Origin of the sequence: Paraburkholderia bannensis NBRC 103871 (assembly GCF_000685015.1) — a bacterium.
Lineage (GTDB): Bacteria > Pseudomonadota > Gammaproteobacteria > Burkholderiales > Burkholderiaceae > Paraburkholderia > Paraburkholderia bannensis.
Map to the genome: position 1 here is coordinate 350487 of NZ_BAYA01000005.1, position 18823 is coordinate 369309.

At 62.9% G+C, this 18823-nt stretch carries 15 protein-coding genes and 1 pseudogene; 11 read left to right on the forward strand and 5 right to left on the reverse strand.

The annotated features are described in order from the left end of the window. Positions 1-6: 6 nt before the first annotated feature. Together BBA01S_RS10370 and BBA01S_RS10375 are read right to left on the reverse strand one after the other, a co-directional pair. Positions 7-1035, reverse strand: a complete 1029-nt coding sequence (locus BBA01S_RS10370) for a hypothetical protein (protein ID WP_156965910.1) — start codon at positions 1033-1035, stop codon at positions 7-9. A gap of 143 nt (positions 1036-1178) precedes the next feature. Beyond that, complete coding sequence (locus tag BBA01S_RS10375) at positions 1179-2204, reverse strand: hypothetical protein (protein ID WP_156965911.1); 1026 nt, start codon at positions 2202-2204, stop codon at positions 1179-1181. Between the two features lie 141 nt (positions 2205-2345). Here BBA01S_RS10375 and BBA01S_RS10380 point away from each other — a divergent pair, with 141 nt between their 5' ends. From BBA01S_RS10380 to BBA01S_RS10410, 8 genes and pseudogenes are all read left to right on the forward strand, one after another. Further along, positions 2346-3167 (forward strand): hypothetical protein, encoded by an 822-nt coding sequence (locus tag BBA01S_RS10380; RefSeq protein WP_156965912.1) that lies wholly within the window; start codon positions 2346-2348, stop codon positions 3165-3167. Positions 3168-3279: 112 nt separating this feature from the next. Then, a complete protein-coding gene (locus BBA01S_RS10385) occupies positions 3280-4197 on the forward strand; it encodes a LysR substrate-binding domain-containing protein (protein WP_027816371.1) in 918 nt (305 codons plus the stop codon). 293 nt (positions 4198-4490) lie between these two features. Further along, on the forward strand, positions 4491-5657 hold the full coding sequence (locus BBA01S_RS10390) for an ABC transporter substrate-binding protein (RefSeq protein WP_027816372.1): 1167 nt from the start codon (positions 4491-4493) through the stop codon (positions 5655-5657). A 156-nt stretch (positions 5658-5813) separates the two neighbouring features. Further along, positions 5814-6137: pseudogene (locus BBA01S_RS48060) on the forward strand (ABC transporter ATP-binding protein); the annotation flags it as partial. A 359-nt stretch (positions 6138-6496) separates the two neighbouring features. Further along, positions 6497-6736 (forward strand): TOBE domain-containing protein, encoded by a 240-nt coding sequence (locus tag BBA01S_RS48065; protein ID WP_245641475.1) that lies wholly within the window; start codon positions 6497-6499, stop codon positions 6734-6736. Positions 6737-6738: 2 nt separating this feature from the next. Then, positions 6739-7701, forward strand: a complete 963-nt coding sequence (locus tag BBA01S_RS10400) for an ABC transporter permease (RefSeq protein ID WP_042296781.1) — start codon at positions 6739-6741, stop codon at positions 7699-7701. Then, entirely contained in the window at positions 7691-8500 is an 810-nt protein-coding gene (locus tag BBA01S_RS10405; RefSeq protein WP_027816374.1) for an ABC transporter permease, read from the forward strand. The genes BBA01S_RS10400 and BBA01S_RS10405 overlap by 11 nt, the downstream gene beginning before the upstream one ends. A gap of 77 nt (positions 8501-8577) precedes the next feature. Further along, a complete protein-coding gene (locus BBA01S_RS10410) occupies positions 8578-10017 on the forward strand; it encodes a gamma-aminobutyraldehyde dehydrogenase (RefSeq protein WP_042296669.1) in 1440 nt (479 codons plus the stop codon). A 28-nt stretch (positions 10018-10045) separates the two neighbouring features. Here BBA01S_RS10410 and BBA01S_RS10415 read toward each other — a convergent pair whose 3' ends face one another. Continuing rightward, positions 10046-11200, reverse strand: a complete 1155-nt coding sequence (locus BBA01S_RS10415; RefSeq protein WP_042296672.1) for a peptidyl-alpha-hydroxyglycine alpha-amidating lyase family protein — start codon at positions 11198-11200, stop codon at positions 10046-10048. 180 nt (positions 11201-11380) lie between these two features. Here BBA01S_RS10415 and BBA01S_RS10420 point away from each other — a divergent pair, with 180 nt between their 5' ends. Next, positions 11381-12301, forward strand: coding sequence for a 3-hydroxyacyl-CoA dehydrogenase family protein (locus tag BBA01S_RS10420; RefSeq protein WP_027816377.1), 921 nt, complete (start codon positions 11381-11383; stop codon positions 12299-12301). A gap of 23 nt (positions 12302-12324) precedes the next feature. Here BBA01S_RS10420 and BBA01S_RS40820 read toward each other — a convergent pair whose 3' ends face one another. Beyond that, positions 12325-12963: a hypothetical protein gene (locus BBA01S_RS40820; protein ID WP_042296674.1), complete on the reverse strand. Its 639-nt coding sequence runs from the start codon at positions 12961-12963 to the stop codon at positions 12325-12327. 195 nt (positions 12964-13158) lie between these two features. Continuing rightward, positions 13159-16215: a beta strand repeat-containing protein gene (locus tag BBA01S_RS10430; RefSeq protein ID WP_245641463.1), complete on the reverse strand. Its 3057-nt coding sequence runs from the start codon at positions 16213-16215 to the stop codon at positions 13159-13161. A gap of 1066 nt (positions 16216-17281) precedes the next feature. On the opposite strand from BBA01S_RS10430, the gene BBA01S_RS10435 reads away from it, so the two are divergent. Both BBA01S_RS10435 and BBA01S_RS10440 read left to right on the forward strand, forming a co-directional pair. Next, the gene (locus BBA01S_RS10435) at positions 17282-18190 is read left to right on the forward strand and encodes an alpha/beta fold hydrolase (protein WP_027816379.1); all 909 of its coding nucleotides are present in this window, start codon (positions 17282-17284) and stop codon (positions 18188-18190) included. 49 nt (positions 18191-18239) lie between these two features. Continuing rightward, on the forward strand, positions 18240-18809 hold the full coding sequence (locus BBA01S_RS10440; RefSeq protein ID WP_027816380.1) for a methyltransferase family protein: 570 nt from the start codon (positions 18240-18242) through the stop codon (positions 18807-18809). The last annotated feature ends 14 nt before the right edge of the window (positions 18810-18823 follow it).

Here is an 18823-nt window from a genome sequence, read left to right on the forward strand (position 1 = left end):
GCGCGTTTACATGAAATCGTAGCCGCTGAAGAGCCGCGTCCAGGTCGTTCCGTCATAGAGCGTTGCGCCGAACGATCCTGCCGTCAGCAGGAACTGCCCATCGGGGCTCACATCGACACGGCCACAGTTGCCCATGCCAGGCGCTTCTGAATCGACGTTTTCCAACGCGACGACGTTCTTGTTCTCGCCCAGCGTATAAAGACCGTCCTGCGAGCCCAGATACAGACGGCCCTTGAACCACGCCGAGTCGAGCGGCTGGCTGCCCCATCCGAAATCCGCCTCTGCAACCTGTGTCCAGCGATTCTCACGGCCTGCCCAAACGCAGCCCTTCATATCGCTGATGTACACCTTGCCATCCTCTCCGCACGCGACCGTTTCCAGAATCGTATTCGTCGGGAACGGGCAATAATGCCACTGCTTTCCATCGAAGCGCCACACGTCGCCTTCGCCGCCAACGGCATACATGTCGTGTTCGTTAAATCCGCACATATCCTTGAAGCCAAACGAAGACGTCGTATATTCACCGTTTTTTATATCGTCAGGTAGCGGCACGGCGTGGCCCTCCGACTTCATCTCCGTCCACTGGTCCTGGCCGAGGCGACGATAGATCTTCCGGTACGTGCCCAGCGCATAGATTTGCCCAGCGACACGCACAACCTTGAGGATGACAATATTGCCCCCGCGTGGTGCGCTCATGTCCGTGACTTTGTCGATGTCCTTTTCGACGCCCTTCCATTTGGCGTTGGCCGAGTACACAAGATTGCCCATGTCTACGGCAACGTATTCGGGGGGATTCAATCCAGAGGCGATAGTTGTATACGAGAACGAACCTGCTTCAACCATCGGAAGTGATCCAACAGTAATCGGCTTGTCATATATGACGGTCAGGAATCGTGTGCGCGGCAAGATATCGCGGTTTTCTTTCTGCTCAACGAGAACAAGGCAAAATCCATGCTGGCGCACGATAGCGCAGTCATAGATCGTAAAGCCTTTTAAGTACTTCTCCCACGACGCTCTATCAAATATGGATTCCACACGACACCATCAAAGTGGTTGACGAGAGCATCGGATACGCTCCCGACAAATGGATCCAGCCGCGTAGAGGAGCACGTCGCTCCGATCCATTGCCTGCGACTGGCCGCATGTTCATTGCGTTTCGCGTTTCGGTAAAGGCGCGTTCACATGAAATCGTAGCCACTGAAGAGCCGCGTCCACGTCGTACCGTCATAGAGCGTCGCGCCGAACGATCCTGCCGTCAGCAGGAACTGCCCATCGGGGCTCACATCGACACGGCCACAGTTGCCCATGCCAGGCGCGTCTGAATCGACGCTTTCCAATGCGACGACATTCTTGTTCTCACCCAACGTATAAAGACCGTCCTGCGAGCCCAGATATAGACGACCCTTGAACCACGCCGAGTCGAGCGGCTGGCTGCCCCATCCGAAATCCGCCTCTGCAACCTGCGTCCAGCGATTCTCCCGGCCTGCCCAAACGCAGCCCTTCATATCGCTGATGTACACCTTGCCATCCTCACCGCACGCGACCGTTTCCAGAATCGTATTCGTCGGGAACGGGCAATAATGCCACTGCTTTCCATCGAAGCGCCACACGTCGCCTTCGCCGCCAACGGCATACATGTCGTGTTCGTTAAATCCGCACATATCCTTGAAGCCAAACGAAGACGTCGTATATTCACCGTTTTTTATATCGTTAGGTAGCGGCACGGCGTGGCCCTCCGACTTCATCTCCGTCCACTGGTCCTGGCCGAGGCGACGATAGATCTTCCGGTACGTGCCCAGCGCATAGATTTGCCCAGCGACACGCACAACCTTGAGGATGACAATATTGCCCCCGCGTGGTGCGCTCATGTCCGTGACTTTGTCGATGTCCTTTTCGACGCCCTTCCATTTCGCATTGGCCGAGTACACAAGGTTGCCCATGTCTACGGCAACGTATTCGGGGGGATTTATGCTGCTCGCTACAGTTGTAAAGCTGAAATTACCCACCGAGTACACCGCGAAGCGAGATCCCATCGGGCGGTCGACAGCCATATTGATGAACGTGGTTTGAGGCTGCGTATTGCGATCCGGGCGCTGCTCCACCAGCACAAACGCATACCCCTTTTCCCGCCCAATTGCACAATCGGAGATCGTACGTCCCTTGACGTATTTCTCCCACGACTCTTTATCGAATACGGATTCCATAAAGTAACCCCAAATCAAAACGCAACTTCAATACTTGTCCAATGGAATTTTTATGCGCACCGAATAATATCCCCACTAGATACAAAATGGATTATAAATACAATCTCGATCCATTATGGCAATTGGCGACCGCATCGACGCATGGCGCGGCTATCACCCAAAAGCTCAATGAACTCCTTCACTTCGCCCATCAATTTTCGACAGATATTCGCAACGCCTGCCTTGTGGGCGTTTATCGCCGCCATCGCGGCGTTCAAATATCCACTGCTGGGATGGCCGCTGCTCGCGGTATGCGTCGCATGTTTTTATTGGGCATTCAGGGCGGCATTCGTCAGTCGATCGTACGTGTATTTTCTGGGCGGAATCCTGCTCTTCGGCGCAGGTGCGGGCATCGCATTCGTGCTGCTTGCCTGTGTGCTGTTGGGCGAGGAATATTCAGGCCTGCGCGGATCGGGCGGCATATTGCCCATCATTGCCGGGCTACTCTGGCTCGCCGGATGGTTCTGCTTCTTCTATTTCCGCCAATACCGCAAGGACTGGCGGGACTTTCAGGCTCAACGCCAGAATCGATTTCTCGACGCAACCGATAACCGCATCGCCTGGCGTGGCAAGTCGCGTGCAGCCGCTCCCGCGCGGGTATCGCTGTTTGTCGGCGCAGGCATTGCGGCCATGACCATCGCGGGCGTGTTCCTCGGCAAGGAGCATGTGCAAACGGCGGTGGCGACGCTCAGCACAATCGGCATTCCCGTCCTGCTGCTCGGATACGGCATGCACGTCGTCATCGGCTTGCTTGAACTGCGCAAAATCGAGCGCTCCACTGGCATACGCTTTCTCCTGCCCCACCTCGACGACGTGCAGCGCATTCGCGCGCAATACTGGATCGCGCGGCTATTCAATCCGGAACTGCGTGCGATCCATCGTGTACAGGCCGCTGCTTCCAAAGCGCGGGCCAAACGAACCTGACCCAACCTGAACCAACGCGAGCAAAGCGCCTCTGCCGCTTTGGTGCCCTGGTGAATCACGGCACGCGGGCTATACTTCCTCATCCCAAAAACCCGCCACCCGTTCGCCTCGCATGAGCCTTTCCGTCAAGAGCGTGCGCTATTTCATCGCCGTCGCCGAAGCCGAATCGGTCACCGGCGCGACGCAAACGCTCAACATCTCGCAGTCGGTCATCACCGAAGCCATCAAGGGACTCGAAAGCGAACTGGGCGCGCAACTGTTCGTGCGCCACGCACGCGGCATGGTGCTCACCCATGCGGGCCACCAGTTCCTGCGTCACGCGCATCAGATCCTCGCGGCCGTGCGCAATGCGCAGCAGGCGCTCTCCGCGCGGCCCGATGCGAAAACCGGCCGCCTGAACGTGGGCGTCACGAGCCTCATGACGGGCTACTTCCTGCCCTACCTGCTCGACCACTACAAGCGCGTCTATCCGAAGGTCGAAGTGCAGGTGATCGAAGACCAGCGCGATTACATCGAGCATCTGCTGGTGAACGGCGAACTCGATGTCGCCGTGCTGATCGTCTCGAACGTCGAAAACAGCCAGGCGATCGAAACCGAGGCGCTCATCAAGGCGGCCTGGCGTCTGTGGCTGCCCGCCAATCATGCGTTGCGCGGCCTTGGCAGCATCTCGCTTCAGGAGATCGCCAACGAAGGCATGATCATGCTGAAGGTCGACGAGCTTGAGGACAACACCACGGCCTTCTGGCGCGCCGCCGGGCTGCGGCCCGACACGGTCATGCGCACGGCGTCGGTGGAAGCGGTGCGCAGCCTGGTCGCCACGGGCGCGGGCCTGTCGATCCTGCCCGACGTGCTCTACCGGCCCTGGTCGCTCGACGGCGACCGGCTTGAAGTGCGCAAGATTCTGGGCGACCTGCCCACCGTCGATATCGGCATTGCCTGGCGGCGCAGCCTCGCGCTGCCGGAGATGGTGCAGCACTTCCTGGTGGTCGCGCGCGAGTATTCGCGCACCCACAACAAGAATTCAATCTGATTATTCGATACGTGGCGGATTGCATTCGTAAATAGCGAATTCCCGTGATTCACGCGATATCGGCGTTCGGGTTTTCACGGAGCGCCCCTTCCCTCGGGCTTCAACAGCGCATTTTCCGCCGCTCGCGCGCCCGCTGCATTCTGTTTTGCCGATAGCTCATATCTGGGTTTCGGTCTGGCTGACAAAAAAATCCGGCTCCTAGAATAGCTCCGACCTTCAGCGCATCGCCTCACACGCCGCCCGCCCTGCCTGCGCGGCGCCGTCAAAGAACACCACCTACGAGGATCCGGAGCATGCCGCACAACGCAAAACTCGCCGCCGCCATCGCCCTTGCCGCGCTCGTCAACACCGGCCTTGCCAGCGCCGCCGCGCCGCTGGAACCGCTCAAGCAGCTCGGCAAGCCCGAAGGACAGGTCAACATCATTGCGTGGCCTGGCTATATCGAACGCGGCGACACCGACAAGAAATACGACTGGGTCACCGGCTTCGAAAAAGAAAGCGGTTGCAAGGTCAACGTGAAGACGGCCGCGACCTCGGACGAAATGGTCTCGCTGATGAATCAGGGCGGCTACGACCTCGTGACGGCATCGGGTGATGCGAGCCTGCGCCTCGTCTACGGCAAGAAAGTGCAGCCGATCAATACCGCGCTGATCCCCGCGTGGAGCACCATCGAGCCGCGCCTGCAAAACGCGCCGTGGCACACCGTCAACGGCGTGCATTACGGCGTGCCGTATCAGTGGGGGGCGAACTTCCTCGCCTACAACACGAAGATCTTCCCGAAGGCGCCCACCTCGTGGTCGGTGGTGTTCGAGCAGCAGATGCTGCCCGACGGCAAAAGCAACAAGGGCCGCGTGCAGGCCTATAACGGCGCGATTTACGTGGCCGACGCCGCCGTCTACCTGATGCACAAGAATCCGGCGCTGGGCATCAAGGATCCGTATGAACTGAACGAAGCGCAATACGCCGAGGTGCTCAAGGTGCTGCGCGCGCAAAAGCCGCTCGTGCACCGCTACTGGCACGACGTCACGGTGCAGATGAACGACTTCAAGAACGAAGGCATTGCGGCGTCGAGCGCCTGGGGCTATGCAGTCAATTCGCTGCAAGCCGAAAAATTCCCGATCGCCGCGACGATCCCGCAGGAAGGCGCAACGGGCTGGGCCGACACGACGATGATGCACGCCGACGCGCCGCATCCGGTATGCGCCTACAAGTGGATGAACTGGTCACTCAACCGCAAGCTGCAAGCGGATCTTGCCGAATGGTTCGGCTCCAATCCGGTGATTGCGGGCGGCTGCAGCCAGAAGGCCGTGGGCGGCACGAACTTCTGCTCGGCGAACGGCTATGACCGCTTCGACCAGATCCACTTCTGGAAGACGCCGGTGGCGAGCTGCTCGCAAGGTCAATGCGTGCCGTACAGCCGCTGGACGCAGGACTTCATCTCGATCATGGGCGGACGATAGGATTGCGAACTATCCGGTGACACGCCTTTAATCACGCATCCCGCAGGAACCGCTATGAACAGCGCAGTCGAATTTTCGAAGGTCTCGCGCCACTACGACGGCGTGCGCGCCGTGGACGACGTCTCGCTCGTGGTCGAGGACGGCGAGTTCTTCTCGATGCTCGGGCCGTCCGGCTCGGGCAAGACCACCTGTCTGCGCCTCATCGCGGGCTTCGAGCAGCCCACTTCAGGACGCGTGGTGCTGCATGGACGCGACGCCACCGGCCTGCCGCCCTATCAGCGCGACGTCAACACCGTGTTCCAGGACTACGCTTTGTTCCCGCACATGAACATCCGGGACAACGTCGCGTATGGGCTGCTGGTGAGCGGCGTCGATAAGCGCACGCGTCATCGCCAGGCGGAAGAAGCACTGGAGCTTGTCGCGCTGGGCGGCTATGGGGCGCGCCGTCCCGGCCAGCTTTCGGGCGGCCAGCGTCAGCGCGTGGCGCTGGCGCGCGCGCTCGTGCGGCGTCCGCGCATCCTGCTGCTCGACGAGCCGCTTGGCGCGCTCGACCTCAAGCTGCGCGAACAGATGCAGACCGAACTCAAGGCGCTGCAACGCAAGCTTGGCGTCACCTTCGTCTACGTGACGCACGACCAGGGCGAGGCGCTGTCGATGTCGGATCGCGTGGCCGTGTTCAACAAGGGGCGCATCGAGCAGGTGGACACGCCGCGCAACCTCTATACGCGTCCGGCCACGCCCTTCGTGGCGGATTTCGTCGGCACGTCCAATGTGATCGCCGATGCCGCTTCGCTGCAACGCGTGGGCAGCGCACAGCCGTTCTCGATCCGGCCGAGCATATCCGCTTCAGCAACGGTGCAAATACGGGCAGCGACGACGCTCAGCTTGCGGGCAAGCTCGTCGACATTCAGTACTACGGCGCAATCAGTCGTTTCGAAGTGCGCTCCGAAGCCGGCCAGATGCTCGCCGTCACGGTCGCGAACCGGGACGATGCGGGCGAGGGCCTGCCCGCAGTCGGCGAAAGCGTCACGCTTGCGTGGCCACGCCGTTCCATGGTCGTGCTGGAGCAACGGGGATGAGCATGGCGACGACCTCGAATTCAGCCGTGCCGCGCGCGCCTGAAGCGCGCGACGGCTTCGTGCGCCGTGCCTGCGGTTTCCTGCACCGACACGCAAACCTCACGCTGCTGTTGTTGCTGTTGCCGCCGCTGCTGTGGTTCGGCGTCGTGTATCTGGGGTCGCTGTTCGCGCTGCTGCTGCAAAGCGTCTGGCGCTTCGACGACTTCACCATGGCCGTCAGCCCGGACTTCACGCTCGCGAACTACGCGGCGCTGGTTCGCGACGCGGCGAACCTGGACGTGGTGCTGCGCACGACGGCGATGGCCTGCTGCGTGACGCTCGCCAGCGCCCTGCTCGCGTTTCCCGTGGCCTACTACATGGCGCGCTACGCAAAGGGCTGGAAAAAGGGGCTTTTCTACGTCGCCGTGATGCTGCCGATGTGGGCGAGCTATATCGTCAAGGTCTACGCCTGGACGGTGATCCTCGCGCAAGGCGGCGTGCTCTACTGGGTCATCGATACGCTGCACCTGCGCGGCGCGCTCGATGCGCTGCTGCGCGTGCCCGTGATTGGCGGCGATTCGCTTTCGACTTCGAATATCGGCCGCTTTCTCGTCTTCACCTATATCTGGCTGCCGTTCATGATCCTGCCGATCCAGGCCGCCATCGAACGCATTCCCGCGAACCTGCTGCAAGCCAGCGCCGACCTCGGCGCACATCCGGCCCAGACCTTTCGCACCGTGATCCTGCCGCTCGCGTTTCCGGGCGTGGCGGCCGGTTCGATCTTCACGTTCTCACTCACGCTCGGCGATTACATCATTCCGCAGCTGGTCGGCCCAAGCGGCCTCTTCATCGGCACCATGGTCTACACGATGCAAGGCTCGATCGGCAACGTGCCGATGGCCGCCGCTTTCACGGTCGTGCCGATGCTGCTGATCGGCGTGTATCTCGTCGTCGCCCGACGCCTCGGAGCCTTCGATGCACTCTGACGCCCAACCTTCGCGCCTGTTGCGCTGCGCCGCCTGGGGCGGCCTCGCGTTCCTGCACCTGCCGATCCTCGTGGTCGCGCTCTACGCGTTCAACACCGAAACCAGCGCGTTCAGCTTCCCGCTCAAGGGCTTCACGCTGCACTGGTTCGCCGACGCCTTCGCACGCGGCGACATGCTCGACGCTGCGTGGCTGTCCGTGAAGGTCGCGCTGCTTGCCACGCTGCTGGCCGTGATGCTTGGCACGGCGGCGGCGCTCGCGCTGTACCGGCGCAATTTCTTCGGCAAGGACGCCATCGCCTTCGCGCTGATCCTGCCGATCGCGCTGCCCGGCATCATCACCGGCATTGCGCTGCTGTCCGCGTTCAAGACCGCGAATCTCGACCTGGGCTTCTGGACGATCGCCGTCGGCCATGGCACGTTCTGCGTGGTGATGGTCTACAACAACGTGATCGCGCGGCTGCGCCGCATGCCCGCGAGCCTGATCGAGGCGTCGATGGACCTGGGCGCGGACGGCTGGCAGACTTTCCGCCAGATCGTGCTGCCGCAGATCGCGACGGCGCTGCTCGCGGGCGCGATTCTCGCGTTTGCGTTGAGCTTCGACGAGATCATCGTCACGACCTTCACGGCGGGCCAGGAGCGCACGCTGCCGATCTGGCTGCTCAACCAGCTCTCGCGCCCGCGCGACGTGCCCATCACCAACGTGGTCGCGCTGATGGTCATGGCGGTCACGATGGTGCCGATCCTTGGCGCGTGGTATCTCACGCGCGACACCGAAAGCACGGCGGGCAGCAGCCGCTAGCCGAAAGACACCCCGAGACACCCCGAGACAACCCGAGACAAGCCGCTACAACCCCCGACCTATCGACGAGAAATCACATGGAAAAATCGTTGCAAACCAGCCTCCTGATCGGCGGCGAATTCGTGCCGGGCCAGGGCAGCAAGGAAAACATCCTCAATCCGTCGACCGGCGAAGTCATCGCGCTCGTCGCCGAAGCCTCGCTCGAACAGGTGCAGGCCGCCACCGCCGCCGCCAGCCGCGCGTGGCCCGCGTGGGCGCGCAGCACGCCAAAGGAGCGCGCCACGCTGCTGCTCAAGCTCGCCGATGCCATCGAAGCGCGCGCCACCGAATTCGCGCGGCTCGAATCGCTCAATTGCGGCAAGCCGTATCTGGGTGCGCTCAACGACGAAATCCCCGCCGTCGCCGATGTATTCCGCTTCTTTGCAGGCGCGTGCCGCACGCAGCACGGCCCGATTGCAGGCGAATATCTCGAAGGCCATACGAGCATGATCCGGCGCGACCCCATCGGCGTGGTCGCCTCCATCGCGCCCTGGAACTATCCGCTGATGATGGCCGCGTGGAAGCTCGCGCCCGCCGTGGCCGCGGGCAATACCGTCGTGCTCAAGCCCTCCGAACAGACGCCGCTCACCACGCTCAAGCTCGCGGAACTCATCGCATCGATCTTCCCGGCGGGCGTCATCAACGTCGTGACGGGGCGCGGCGACACCGTGGGCGCACCGCTCATCACGCAGCCGCAGGTGCGCATGATCTCGATTACCGGCGATGTGTCGACGGGCCAGCGCATCCTGGAAGCCGCCTCGCGCTCGGTCAAGCGCACGCATCTGGAACTGGGCGGCAAGGCGCCCGTGATCGTCTTCGACGACGCGGATCTCGACGAAGTGGTCGCGGGCCTGCGCACGTTTGGCTTCTATAACGCGGGCCAGGATTGCACGGCCGCCTGTCGCGTCTATGCGGAAGGCAAGATCTACGACAAGCTGGTCGCCGACCTGTCGAGCGCGGTCGGCTCGATCCGCTACGGCGAGCAACATATGGAAGGCGTGGAAATGGGCCCGCTGATTTCCGAGCGCCAGCGCGGACGCGTCGCGAGTTTCGTCGAGCGCGCCGCCAGCCAGAAGCACATCGAAATCACCACGGGCGGCAAGATCGCGGATACGCGCGGCTTCTTCTACGAGCCGACCGTCATCGCGGGCGCACGCCAGGATGACGAAATCGTGCGCCGCGAAGTGTTCGGGCCGGTCGTGTCGGTGACGCGTTTCGAAGGTACGGAGCAGGCCATCGACTGGGCCAACGATTCGGACTTCGGCCTTGCGAGTTCGGTGTGGACGCGTGACGTCAACAAGGCCTTCAAGGTGGCCGCCGAACTGCAATACGGCTGCACGTGGATCAACACGCACTTCACGCTGGTCAGCGAAATGCCGCACGGCGGCATGAAGCGCTCGGGCTACGGCAAGGACATGTCGATGTTCGCGCTGGAGGAGTACACCTGCGCGCGCCATATCATGGCGCGCTTCTCGTAAGCGAAGCAGCGATTGACCGATTGAGCGGCTACGCGTGCAGAACCAGTTTCTGCACGCGCCAGTTCAACAATTCGGCCACGAACAGGGTGTTCTCAGCGGGACACGCCATCTGGTGGATCCAGCCGAACTGCTTCGGCTGCTTGCCCGATTCGCCCAGCATTCCTAACAATTGTCCGTCAAGCGTGAGCTTGTAGATACGGCCGGGCCATGCATCGGAACTGTAGAGCACCGGGTTCGGCCCCGGCGATATGCAGATTGCCCACGGCGAGCCAGGCGCAAACGTGCCCGCTGCCAGCGCGGCTTCGTCGGGAATATTGCCAATCGCGGGGCGCGCCCCCGCAGGCACCGGCACGTCGATGGTGAACTGGCGCAGGAACGTACCCTCCGTATCGAAGACCTGAATGCGCCGGTTGCTGCGATCGGCAACGTAAATGCGGTTCTGCGCATCGACCGCGATGCTGTGCGGCGTATGAAACTGTCCCGGCCCCTTGCCGCGGTCGCCCCATGATTTCAGCCAGTTGCCGTCCTTGTCCACCTTCGCCACGCGTGAATTGATATAGCCGTCGCTGATATAGGCGTTGTCGTTGCTGTCCCACGCCACGTCGGTGACCTGCCTGAAGCGGCCCGGCTCCGCGGGCAACGGCGGGTTGGGATGCTTGAGCGGCGCGGTTTCCTCGTCGGCGGCTTCCTGCTTGCGGCCGAACACCATGGCCACACGCCCTTGCGGCGTGAACTTGATGACCATGTCCGAGCCCTTGTCGGTGACCCAGATATTGTCGTGACGGTCGATCTTCACCGTGTGCGCGAACGACCACGCGTACAGATGCTTGCCGATTTCGCGCACGAAGCGGCCATCGGGCGCGAACTCGAATAGCTGTGCCGCTGCTGCGCCATAGGCCGGCCCGCTGGTATTGCCGCGCGACAGTACGAAAATATGTCCATGCGAATTCACGGCCACGCCCGAGCATTCGCCAAAATATTCGTCGACCGGCAGGCGCACGGGGTCGGGCACGGATTCATAGGCGATGGTCGGCACGTTCGGGCTAGTGTCCTGAGCGCCTTGTGCAAACGCCATTTCCGGCAGCGCGGCCCACGCTGCGGCGGCCGCCAGAAAGCGGCGACGCGGCCAGCCCGCACTGCAACACGGACACATCATCGGATGCGTGGAAGGTTGCGTAGTCATCGGATCTTTCCCCTCTCGGTGTACAGACGACAAACCAGACGGCAAACAGCGTGACCGTTTCAGTCTAGTCCACACACGCGGCGGCGCTGCGTTGCGTGGCGCGACGCGCTATGCTTGCGGCTCGCTTACGTTTTCGTTGTTTTCGTCGTTTTCATCGCGTGGTCAAGGAGGGAAGTGGGCATGGACAGCAAAGTGACAGTGGCCGGCGTGATCGGCACCGGACTGATGGGCGTGGGAATCGCGACGCAATGCGCGCTGCACGGTCTGCGCACCATCGTCCACGACGTCGATGCCGCGCGCCTTGCCAGTGTCAACGCGAAGGCGCAGGCCGTGCTCGACGAATTGATCGACGCCGGCCGCATCGACGCGGCGGCGCGTGACGCCGCGCTCGCGCGCATCGAAACGAGCACGCAGCTCGACGTCATGGCGCAGGCGCAATTCGTCTTCGAGGCCGTGCCCGAAGTGCTCGAACTCAAGCATCGGCTTTACGCGCAACTGAACGACGTGCTCGCATCCGACGCGGTTCTCGCGAGCAACACGAGCGGCTTCGAGCCGGACAGGCTCGCTCAGGCACTGCACGCGCCGCAACGCTTCGTGATCGCGCACTTCTGGAATCCGCCGCATATGATTCCGCTCGTCGAAGTGGTGCCGGGCAGCGCCACCGCGCCCGAGGTCACCGCGCGCACCGAAGCGCTGATGAGCGGGATCGGCATGGAGCCGGTCGTCCTGGCGAAGGCAATTGCGGGTTTCGTTGGCAACCGCCTGCAATTCGCGGTGCTGCGCGAGGCGCTCAATATCGTGCGTTCAGGCGCGGCCAGCCCCGAGGTGGTCGACCGCGTGATGAAGGCGTCGCTGGGCCGCCGCTGGAGTATCGTCGGGCCGCTCGAAAGCGCGGACATGGGCGGGCTGGATACCTTCGTCGATATTTCATCGCACTTGATGCCCGAACTCGCGAAGGACGAGGACGTGATCGACCTGCTGCGCGAACAGGTCGACGCCGGGCGCGTGGGCGTGCGCAGCGGTGCGGGCTTTTACGAGTGGGACGAGGCGCATCTCGCGCGCGTGAAGGCGGCGCGACGCAAGCTCATTGCGGGCGGCTGAATATCGATTGAATGGGCTGCGCGCTATGCGCTGGATTTCGCGCGTAGTCCCAACTGGTTGTTATAGGCCGTATCCAGCGCGAGGCGCACGCGAAACAGCCCGTCGCTCATGCGCGATTGCCCTGGCTGCGCGGGCAGCAGCGTGAGCAGCCCCTTGACGACATAGAGCAGGATCAGCGCGCCGAGCAGGTCGCCGCCGAACATCATGCTGTAGCTCTCCAGCAGGTTCGGCGTCGTGCCCGCCAGCGCGAACCAGATGTGATGCAAGGTGGAATTCGTAAAAGCGACCGCCAAAGCCAGCACGAGCAGGCGGCGCGGCGTGAGGTTCGCGAGCGAAGCCTTCAGGCCATAGCGCTCCAGCGCGAGACGATAGACCGCGTATGGCCCCACCGAACTGATGATTGCGCCCGCAACTGCCCGCACCGGGTCGTGCGGAAAATAATGGAAGAAGTCGACCAGCAGCGCCGCTATCAGCAGGCCGATCGCACCGTCCATGCCCAGCAGCAGCGTGCTCAACAAACGGATGCCGGTGGGCAGGTAAATCCATTCGACGAAGCGCGGAAAGCCGCTGTGGAGAAAGAGCCGTTCATCGACCCAGAGCGTCAGCAGGTAGACCACGACCGTGCCCAGAACCGACCAGAGATGCAAACGTAATCTGCTCATTGCCGTGTGTGTGTCTTGATGGTCTCCAGAAGCCGCTGGATCGTCGCCGGATCATAGCTCAGGCGGGAGATTGGCGCTGAATGAGAAGAAGCCGGCGCGAGGCCGGCTTCCAGGTACTACGGTGGGCGCATGGATGTGTGTTTTTGGTGCGCCCGTTTCTCCTCGACTAACGTATTGGTTGCGTCACGGCTTGCGTTACTTCGGCAGCGCGCCGGTGACCGAACTGAGCAGGTTCGTGACCGGCGAAAGCGCCGAGCTTGCGCCAGCCGAATGCGTCGCCGTCGAGCCAATCGCAGCAACGAGGCCGGTGACCGGAGCCAGCGCGCCGGTGGCCGTCGATGCGGTCGTGCTCGCCGTTTGCCCGGCCGTCGATGCGCCCGAATTCGTCGCCGCGCTGGACACGCTCACGCCAGCGCCGAGCGCGCCCGTCACCGAAGCCGTCACGGTGCCCGCCGAAGCCAGCGTCGAGCCAAGTGCGCCCGTCGCCGCGCTCACGAGCGGCACGACCGGGTTGGTCTTCGCGATGTTGCCGAGCGCGCCCGTCACGGTGCCAGCGGATCCAGTGACCGCGCCGAGCGCGCCAGTGATCGGCGTGATCGGGTTGGCGCTGGCCAGCGTGCTGGTGACGGTGTTGACGGCGCTGGTCAGCGGCGCGCTTGCACCGCTGAGTGCGGTCGTGACCGGTGCGAGCGGGTTGCTGCCAGCGGCGCCTGCCAGCGTGCTGGTGACCGTGTTCACGGTGCTTGTGATCGGCGTGAGCGGGCTGCTGCCTGCTGCGCCTGCCAGCGTGCTGGTGACGTCGTTCACCACGTTCGTGACCGGGGCAAGCGGGTTGCTACCTGCTGCGCTAGCCAGCGTGCCCGTGACGGTGTTCACTGCGCTCGTGACCGGGGCAAGCGGGTTGCTGCCTGCTGCGCTAGCCAGCGTGCCCGTGACGGTGTTCACAGCGCTCGTGACCGGAGCCAGCGGGTTGCTGCCTGCTGCGCCTGCCAGCGTGCCGGTGACATCGTTCACCACGCTCGTGACCGGAGCCAGCGGATTGCTGCCTGCTGCGTTGGCTAGCGTTCCCGTGACAGTGTTCACAGCGCTCGTGACCGGAGCCAGCGGGTCGCTGCCTGCTGCGTTAGCCAGCGTGCCCGTGACGGTGTTCACAGCGCTCGTGACCGGAGCCAGCGGGTTGCTGCCTGCTGCGTTAGCCAGTGTGCCCGTGACGGTGTTCACGGCACTCGTGACCGGAGCGAGCGGGTCGCTGCCTGCTGCACCCGCCAGCGTGCTGGTTACCGTGTTCACGGCGTTCGTGACCGGAGCCAGCGGATCGCTGCCGCCTGCACTCGTTGCCGCCGCAGTTAGCGAGTTGAGCGTGCTGGCCAGCGTGCCCGTTCCCGAGTTCAACGCGTTGGCGACGATGCCAGTCGTCGAATCGACCGTGTTCACCACATTCGCCGTCGTCGAACCCGATGCCGTGCTTAGCGCCGCGACTTCAGTGTTGACCGCATTCGCGAGTGTGCCGGTCGCGGCATTGACCGTGTTCGCGAGGTTATCCGTGGTCGCGTTGGCAGCGCTGGTGAGCGTGCCGGTTGCGGCGTTCGCGATGTTAGTCACAGGCGCGAGCGGGTTGCTGCCCGAAGCACCCGACAACGCGCCGGTAATCGTATTCACTGCACCCGTCACAGGCGCAAGCGGATCAGTACCCGAAGCACCAGACAACGCGCCAGTAATCGTGTTCACCGCACCCGTCACAGGCGCAAGCGGATCAGTACCCGAAGCACCCGACAACGCGCCAGTAATCGTATTCACAGCACCCGTCACAGGCGCAAGCGGATCAGTACCCGAAGCGCCCGACAACGCGCCGGTAATTGTGTTCACTGCGCCCGTCACAGGTGCGAGCGGATCAGTACCCGAAGCACCAGACAACGCGCCAGTAATCGTATTCACCGCACCCGTCACAGGTGCGAGCGGATCACCACCCGAAGAGCCCGACAACGCACCAGTAATCGTATTCACCGCACCCGTCACAGGCGCAAGCGGATCACCACCCGAAGCGCCCGAAAGCGCACCAGTAATCGTATTCACCGCACCCGTCACAGGCGCGAGCGGATCACCACCCGAAGCACCCGAAAGCGCACCGGTAATCGTGTTCACAGCGCCCGTCACAGGCGCAAGCGGATCAGTACCCGAAGCGCCCGAAAGCGCGCCAGTAATCGTGTTCACTGCACCCGTCACAGGCGCGAGCGGATCACCGCCCGAAGCCCCAGACAACGCGCCGGTAATCGTATTCACCGCACCCGTCACAGGTGCGAGCGGATCACCGCCCGAAGCACCCGAAAGCGCCCCGGTAATCGTGTTCACTGCGCCCGTCACAGGCGCAAGCGGATCACCACCCGAAGCGCCCGACAACGCGCCGGTAATCGTATTCACCGCACCGGTCACAGGTGCAAGCGGATCACCGCCCGAAGCACCCGAAAGCGCGCCGGTAATCGTGTTCACCGCACCCGTCACAGGCGCGAGCGGGTCACCACCCGAAGCACCCGACAACGCACCAGTAATCGTATTCACCGCGCCCGTCACAGGCGCAAGCGGATCACCACCCGAAGCGCCCGACAACGCACCAGTAATCGTATTCACCGCACCCGTCACAGGCGCAAGCGGATCAGTACCCGAAGCACCCGACAACGCGCCGGTGATCGTATTCACCGCCCCCGTCACAGGCGCAAGCGGATCACCACCCGAAGCACCCGACAACGCGCCGGTAATCGTATTCACCGCACCCGTCACAGGCGCAAGCGGATCACCACCCGAAGCACCCGACAACGCACCGGTAATCGTGTTCACCGCACCCGTCACAGGCGCAAGCGGATCACCACCCGAAGCCCCTGACAACGCACCAGTAATCGTATTCACCGCCCCCGTCACAGGCGCAAGCGGATTACTCCCCGCCGCGCCCTGCAACGCCCCCACCACCCCGCCGAGTTGCGCGAGCGGTTCACCGCCATAGTTGATCGCCAGTCCAACCGCACCGCCCACCGCGACCGTGACGTTATTGAGCGTCGCCACGCCAGCGATGCCGCCGCCCACCACAATCGTCCCCGGCGCGGAGCTACCGCCCGTCGTCGGCGGATCGCCTGCTATCGTCGTCGGCCCTGCTGCCACGCCGTCCCCCGGCTGCGTCGAATCCGCCCGTGCCGCACTGCTGGCCACGGCGGCGAAAACCGCCGCGGTGCACAACGCCATGGTGGTGATTCGAGTCTTCACGTTGTTCCCCATCGCTAGCTCTCTCTTTAGGTTGGTTATCGCAGCGCCCCGGCTGCGGAACCTGACACTGCAGAGACCGTGCCAACTCAGGAAAAACACCTGCCACCACGCAACGACGCGGCCTCCAGGGCACGCCTCGGCCCACAGGCCATGCAAAACGGCTGGACGTAACAGGGAAAAAGACCGGCGTTACGAAATTGCGTAACGTGACATAGGTGCGCTGAAAAGCTGCGTACGCAACGAATCAAGCGCTATGAAAGAAAGCCGGCGATAAGCAGGGATAAGAAGCAAGGAAACCGGAATGAGCCTCGAAAGATAACCTTCACGCTCGCCGATATAAAAAGGATAGCTGATTATTTGAATAAATCGATTGCGAACACGCCCGCCACATTGGCCCGACAGGATGAACGCAACTTCGCAGCCGCGCAACCTATCCAAACTAGCAGGTCATAAAAGCCATTCGCCCTGGCTTGTGCGCGTCAATTACGCACGTCAAAAAACATGAAGCGCAGCGCTGATGCGCAATGCCGCCAATGCGCGTTCATCGCCTCTCGCGGCCATTGAGAAAATTCATTTTGAATTTCGATTTGCATTACAGCGATGGCCGACGTTACGGGGTGTTCCGTAACGCGCCCCATAAGCCATTACGTTACGCCCAATGTCGCGCGCATCGTTACGTTCGTTGCGCGTACATCGGCCCTGACCGCGCCGCCGGCAGCAGTTTCGCAAAGCCCCGCAAGAAGCCCGCCCCACAACGATTACGGCGCAACACGCCCCACGCCCGCCACGAAATCGTCAGTCGAATGGCACACCTGTTGCATTAGAAGCAGTGCAGCAAATCGGGCACATGCGTTGGCACAAGACGCAAAGCGGCCGCCTCTCACGGCCGCGCCCGACCCACTGGCCTGGAGGGGACAACAGTGACGCCACAGGCCGATACATAGCAGGCGACGCAGCGCATCGGTGCGCGGCGCGGCCCTGGCGAAATCAGGTGCAGCAGTCCTCTGGCTCCATCGGCGGCTGCGGGTGCGTTCGTCTTTTGGCTTTACACGCGGGGGAAAGTCTCATGTCAGTCGAGAAGCAGGTATTGCCACTGCCGGGTGGCCTGAAGGTCTATGTCGAGCATCATTGCTTCGACCCATCGTTCGAAACCGTGCTGCTGGTCAATGGCGCGCTGGCGACCACGGCGTCGTTCGGCCAGACCATCCGTTATCTGGGCGAGCGCCTCAACGCCATCTGTTTCGATCTTCCTTATGCGGGCCAGTCGCGCCAGCACAACGTGTGCGACTACGCGCTCACCAAGGACGATGAAATCGATATCCTCATGCACCTCGCCGAGCGCTTCCGTCCTGCGTACCTGCTCTCCGTATCGTGGGGCGGCGTAGCGTCGCTATTCGCGCTGGCGCGCGGCTGCGCGAGCGTGAAGCGCGCCGCCATCGCCTCGTTCTCGCCGTTCCTCAACGCGGCGATGACCGATTACGTCACGCGTGCGCGCGACCATATCGCGGCGGGCCAGAATCTCCAGGCGGCCCAGTTGCTCAACGACACCGTCGGCCGCCATCTCCCGCGCATCATGAAGCTCTATAACTATCGCTACCTCACGCGCCTGCCGCGCGACGAGCAGGACCAGGTGGCGTTTCACGTCGACCAGATTCTCGCGATGCAGCCCGAGCGCTTTCTCAACGAATTCCGCCGCATCGGCTGCGACGTGAAATTCGTCAATGGCGATCTCGACGAATACACCACGGCCGCCGATGTGCGTCGTCTGGGCGAATACGTGCGCCGCGCCGAATTCGCGACGATCCGCGGCGCGGGCCACTTCCTCGACCTCGAAGGACGCGTGCAGCAGGAGCAGATGCGCACGGTGCTGTGCGACTTCTTTTGCGGCGAGCGCGAGACCTACACGCCCCATGCGTCGATCGCGAATTCGAGCACGCCGCAGCGCCTGCCGTTCCAGGTGCCCGCGCTGTCGTGAAGCGCGGGCAGCGCCAGCGTCCTTTTACCTCGACCGTCGAGACCTCTTCATGAATATCGTCCAAAGCATCGGCATCGTCGTGCCGTGGCTCCTGTGGCTCGCCTACTGGATCGCCACGGCGCAAGCCGTCAAGAACACCGCCCGCAAGGAAGCACGCAGCGCCCGCACATGGCAGTCGCTGCCGCTGATTGCGGGCGGCGCGCTCGTGATCCTGCCCGATCCCACCCTCGCCGCGCTGCTGCCCGACCTGGCCCGCCTTGGGCCGGTGCAGTTCGCCGGCTTCGCGACCGTGGTCGCGGGCCTGCTGTTCTCGGTGTGGGCGCGCGTGCACCTGGGCGCGAACTGGAGCGTGTCGGTCACGCTCAAGGAAGGCCATGAACTGATCCGCAGCGGCCCTTATGCACTCGTTCGCCATCCTATCTATACCGGTTGCCTGGTTGCGCTGGTGGGATCGGCGCTGATCGGCGAAACGTGGCGCGGCGCAGTGGGCGTCGTGCTGATCTTCGCGTCGCTGGCCTTCAAGGTGCGCGTCGAGGAAAGCTGGCTCACGGGCCATTTTGGCGATGCCTATGCGCGCTATCGACGCGAAGTCGCCGCGCTGATTCCGGGCATTTACTGATCCGCGCGGCGCAG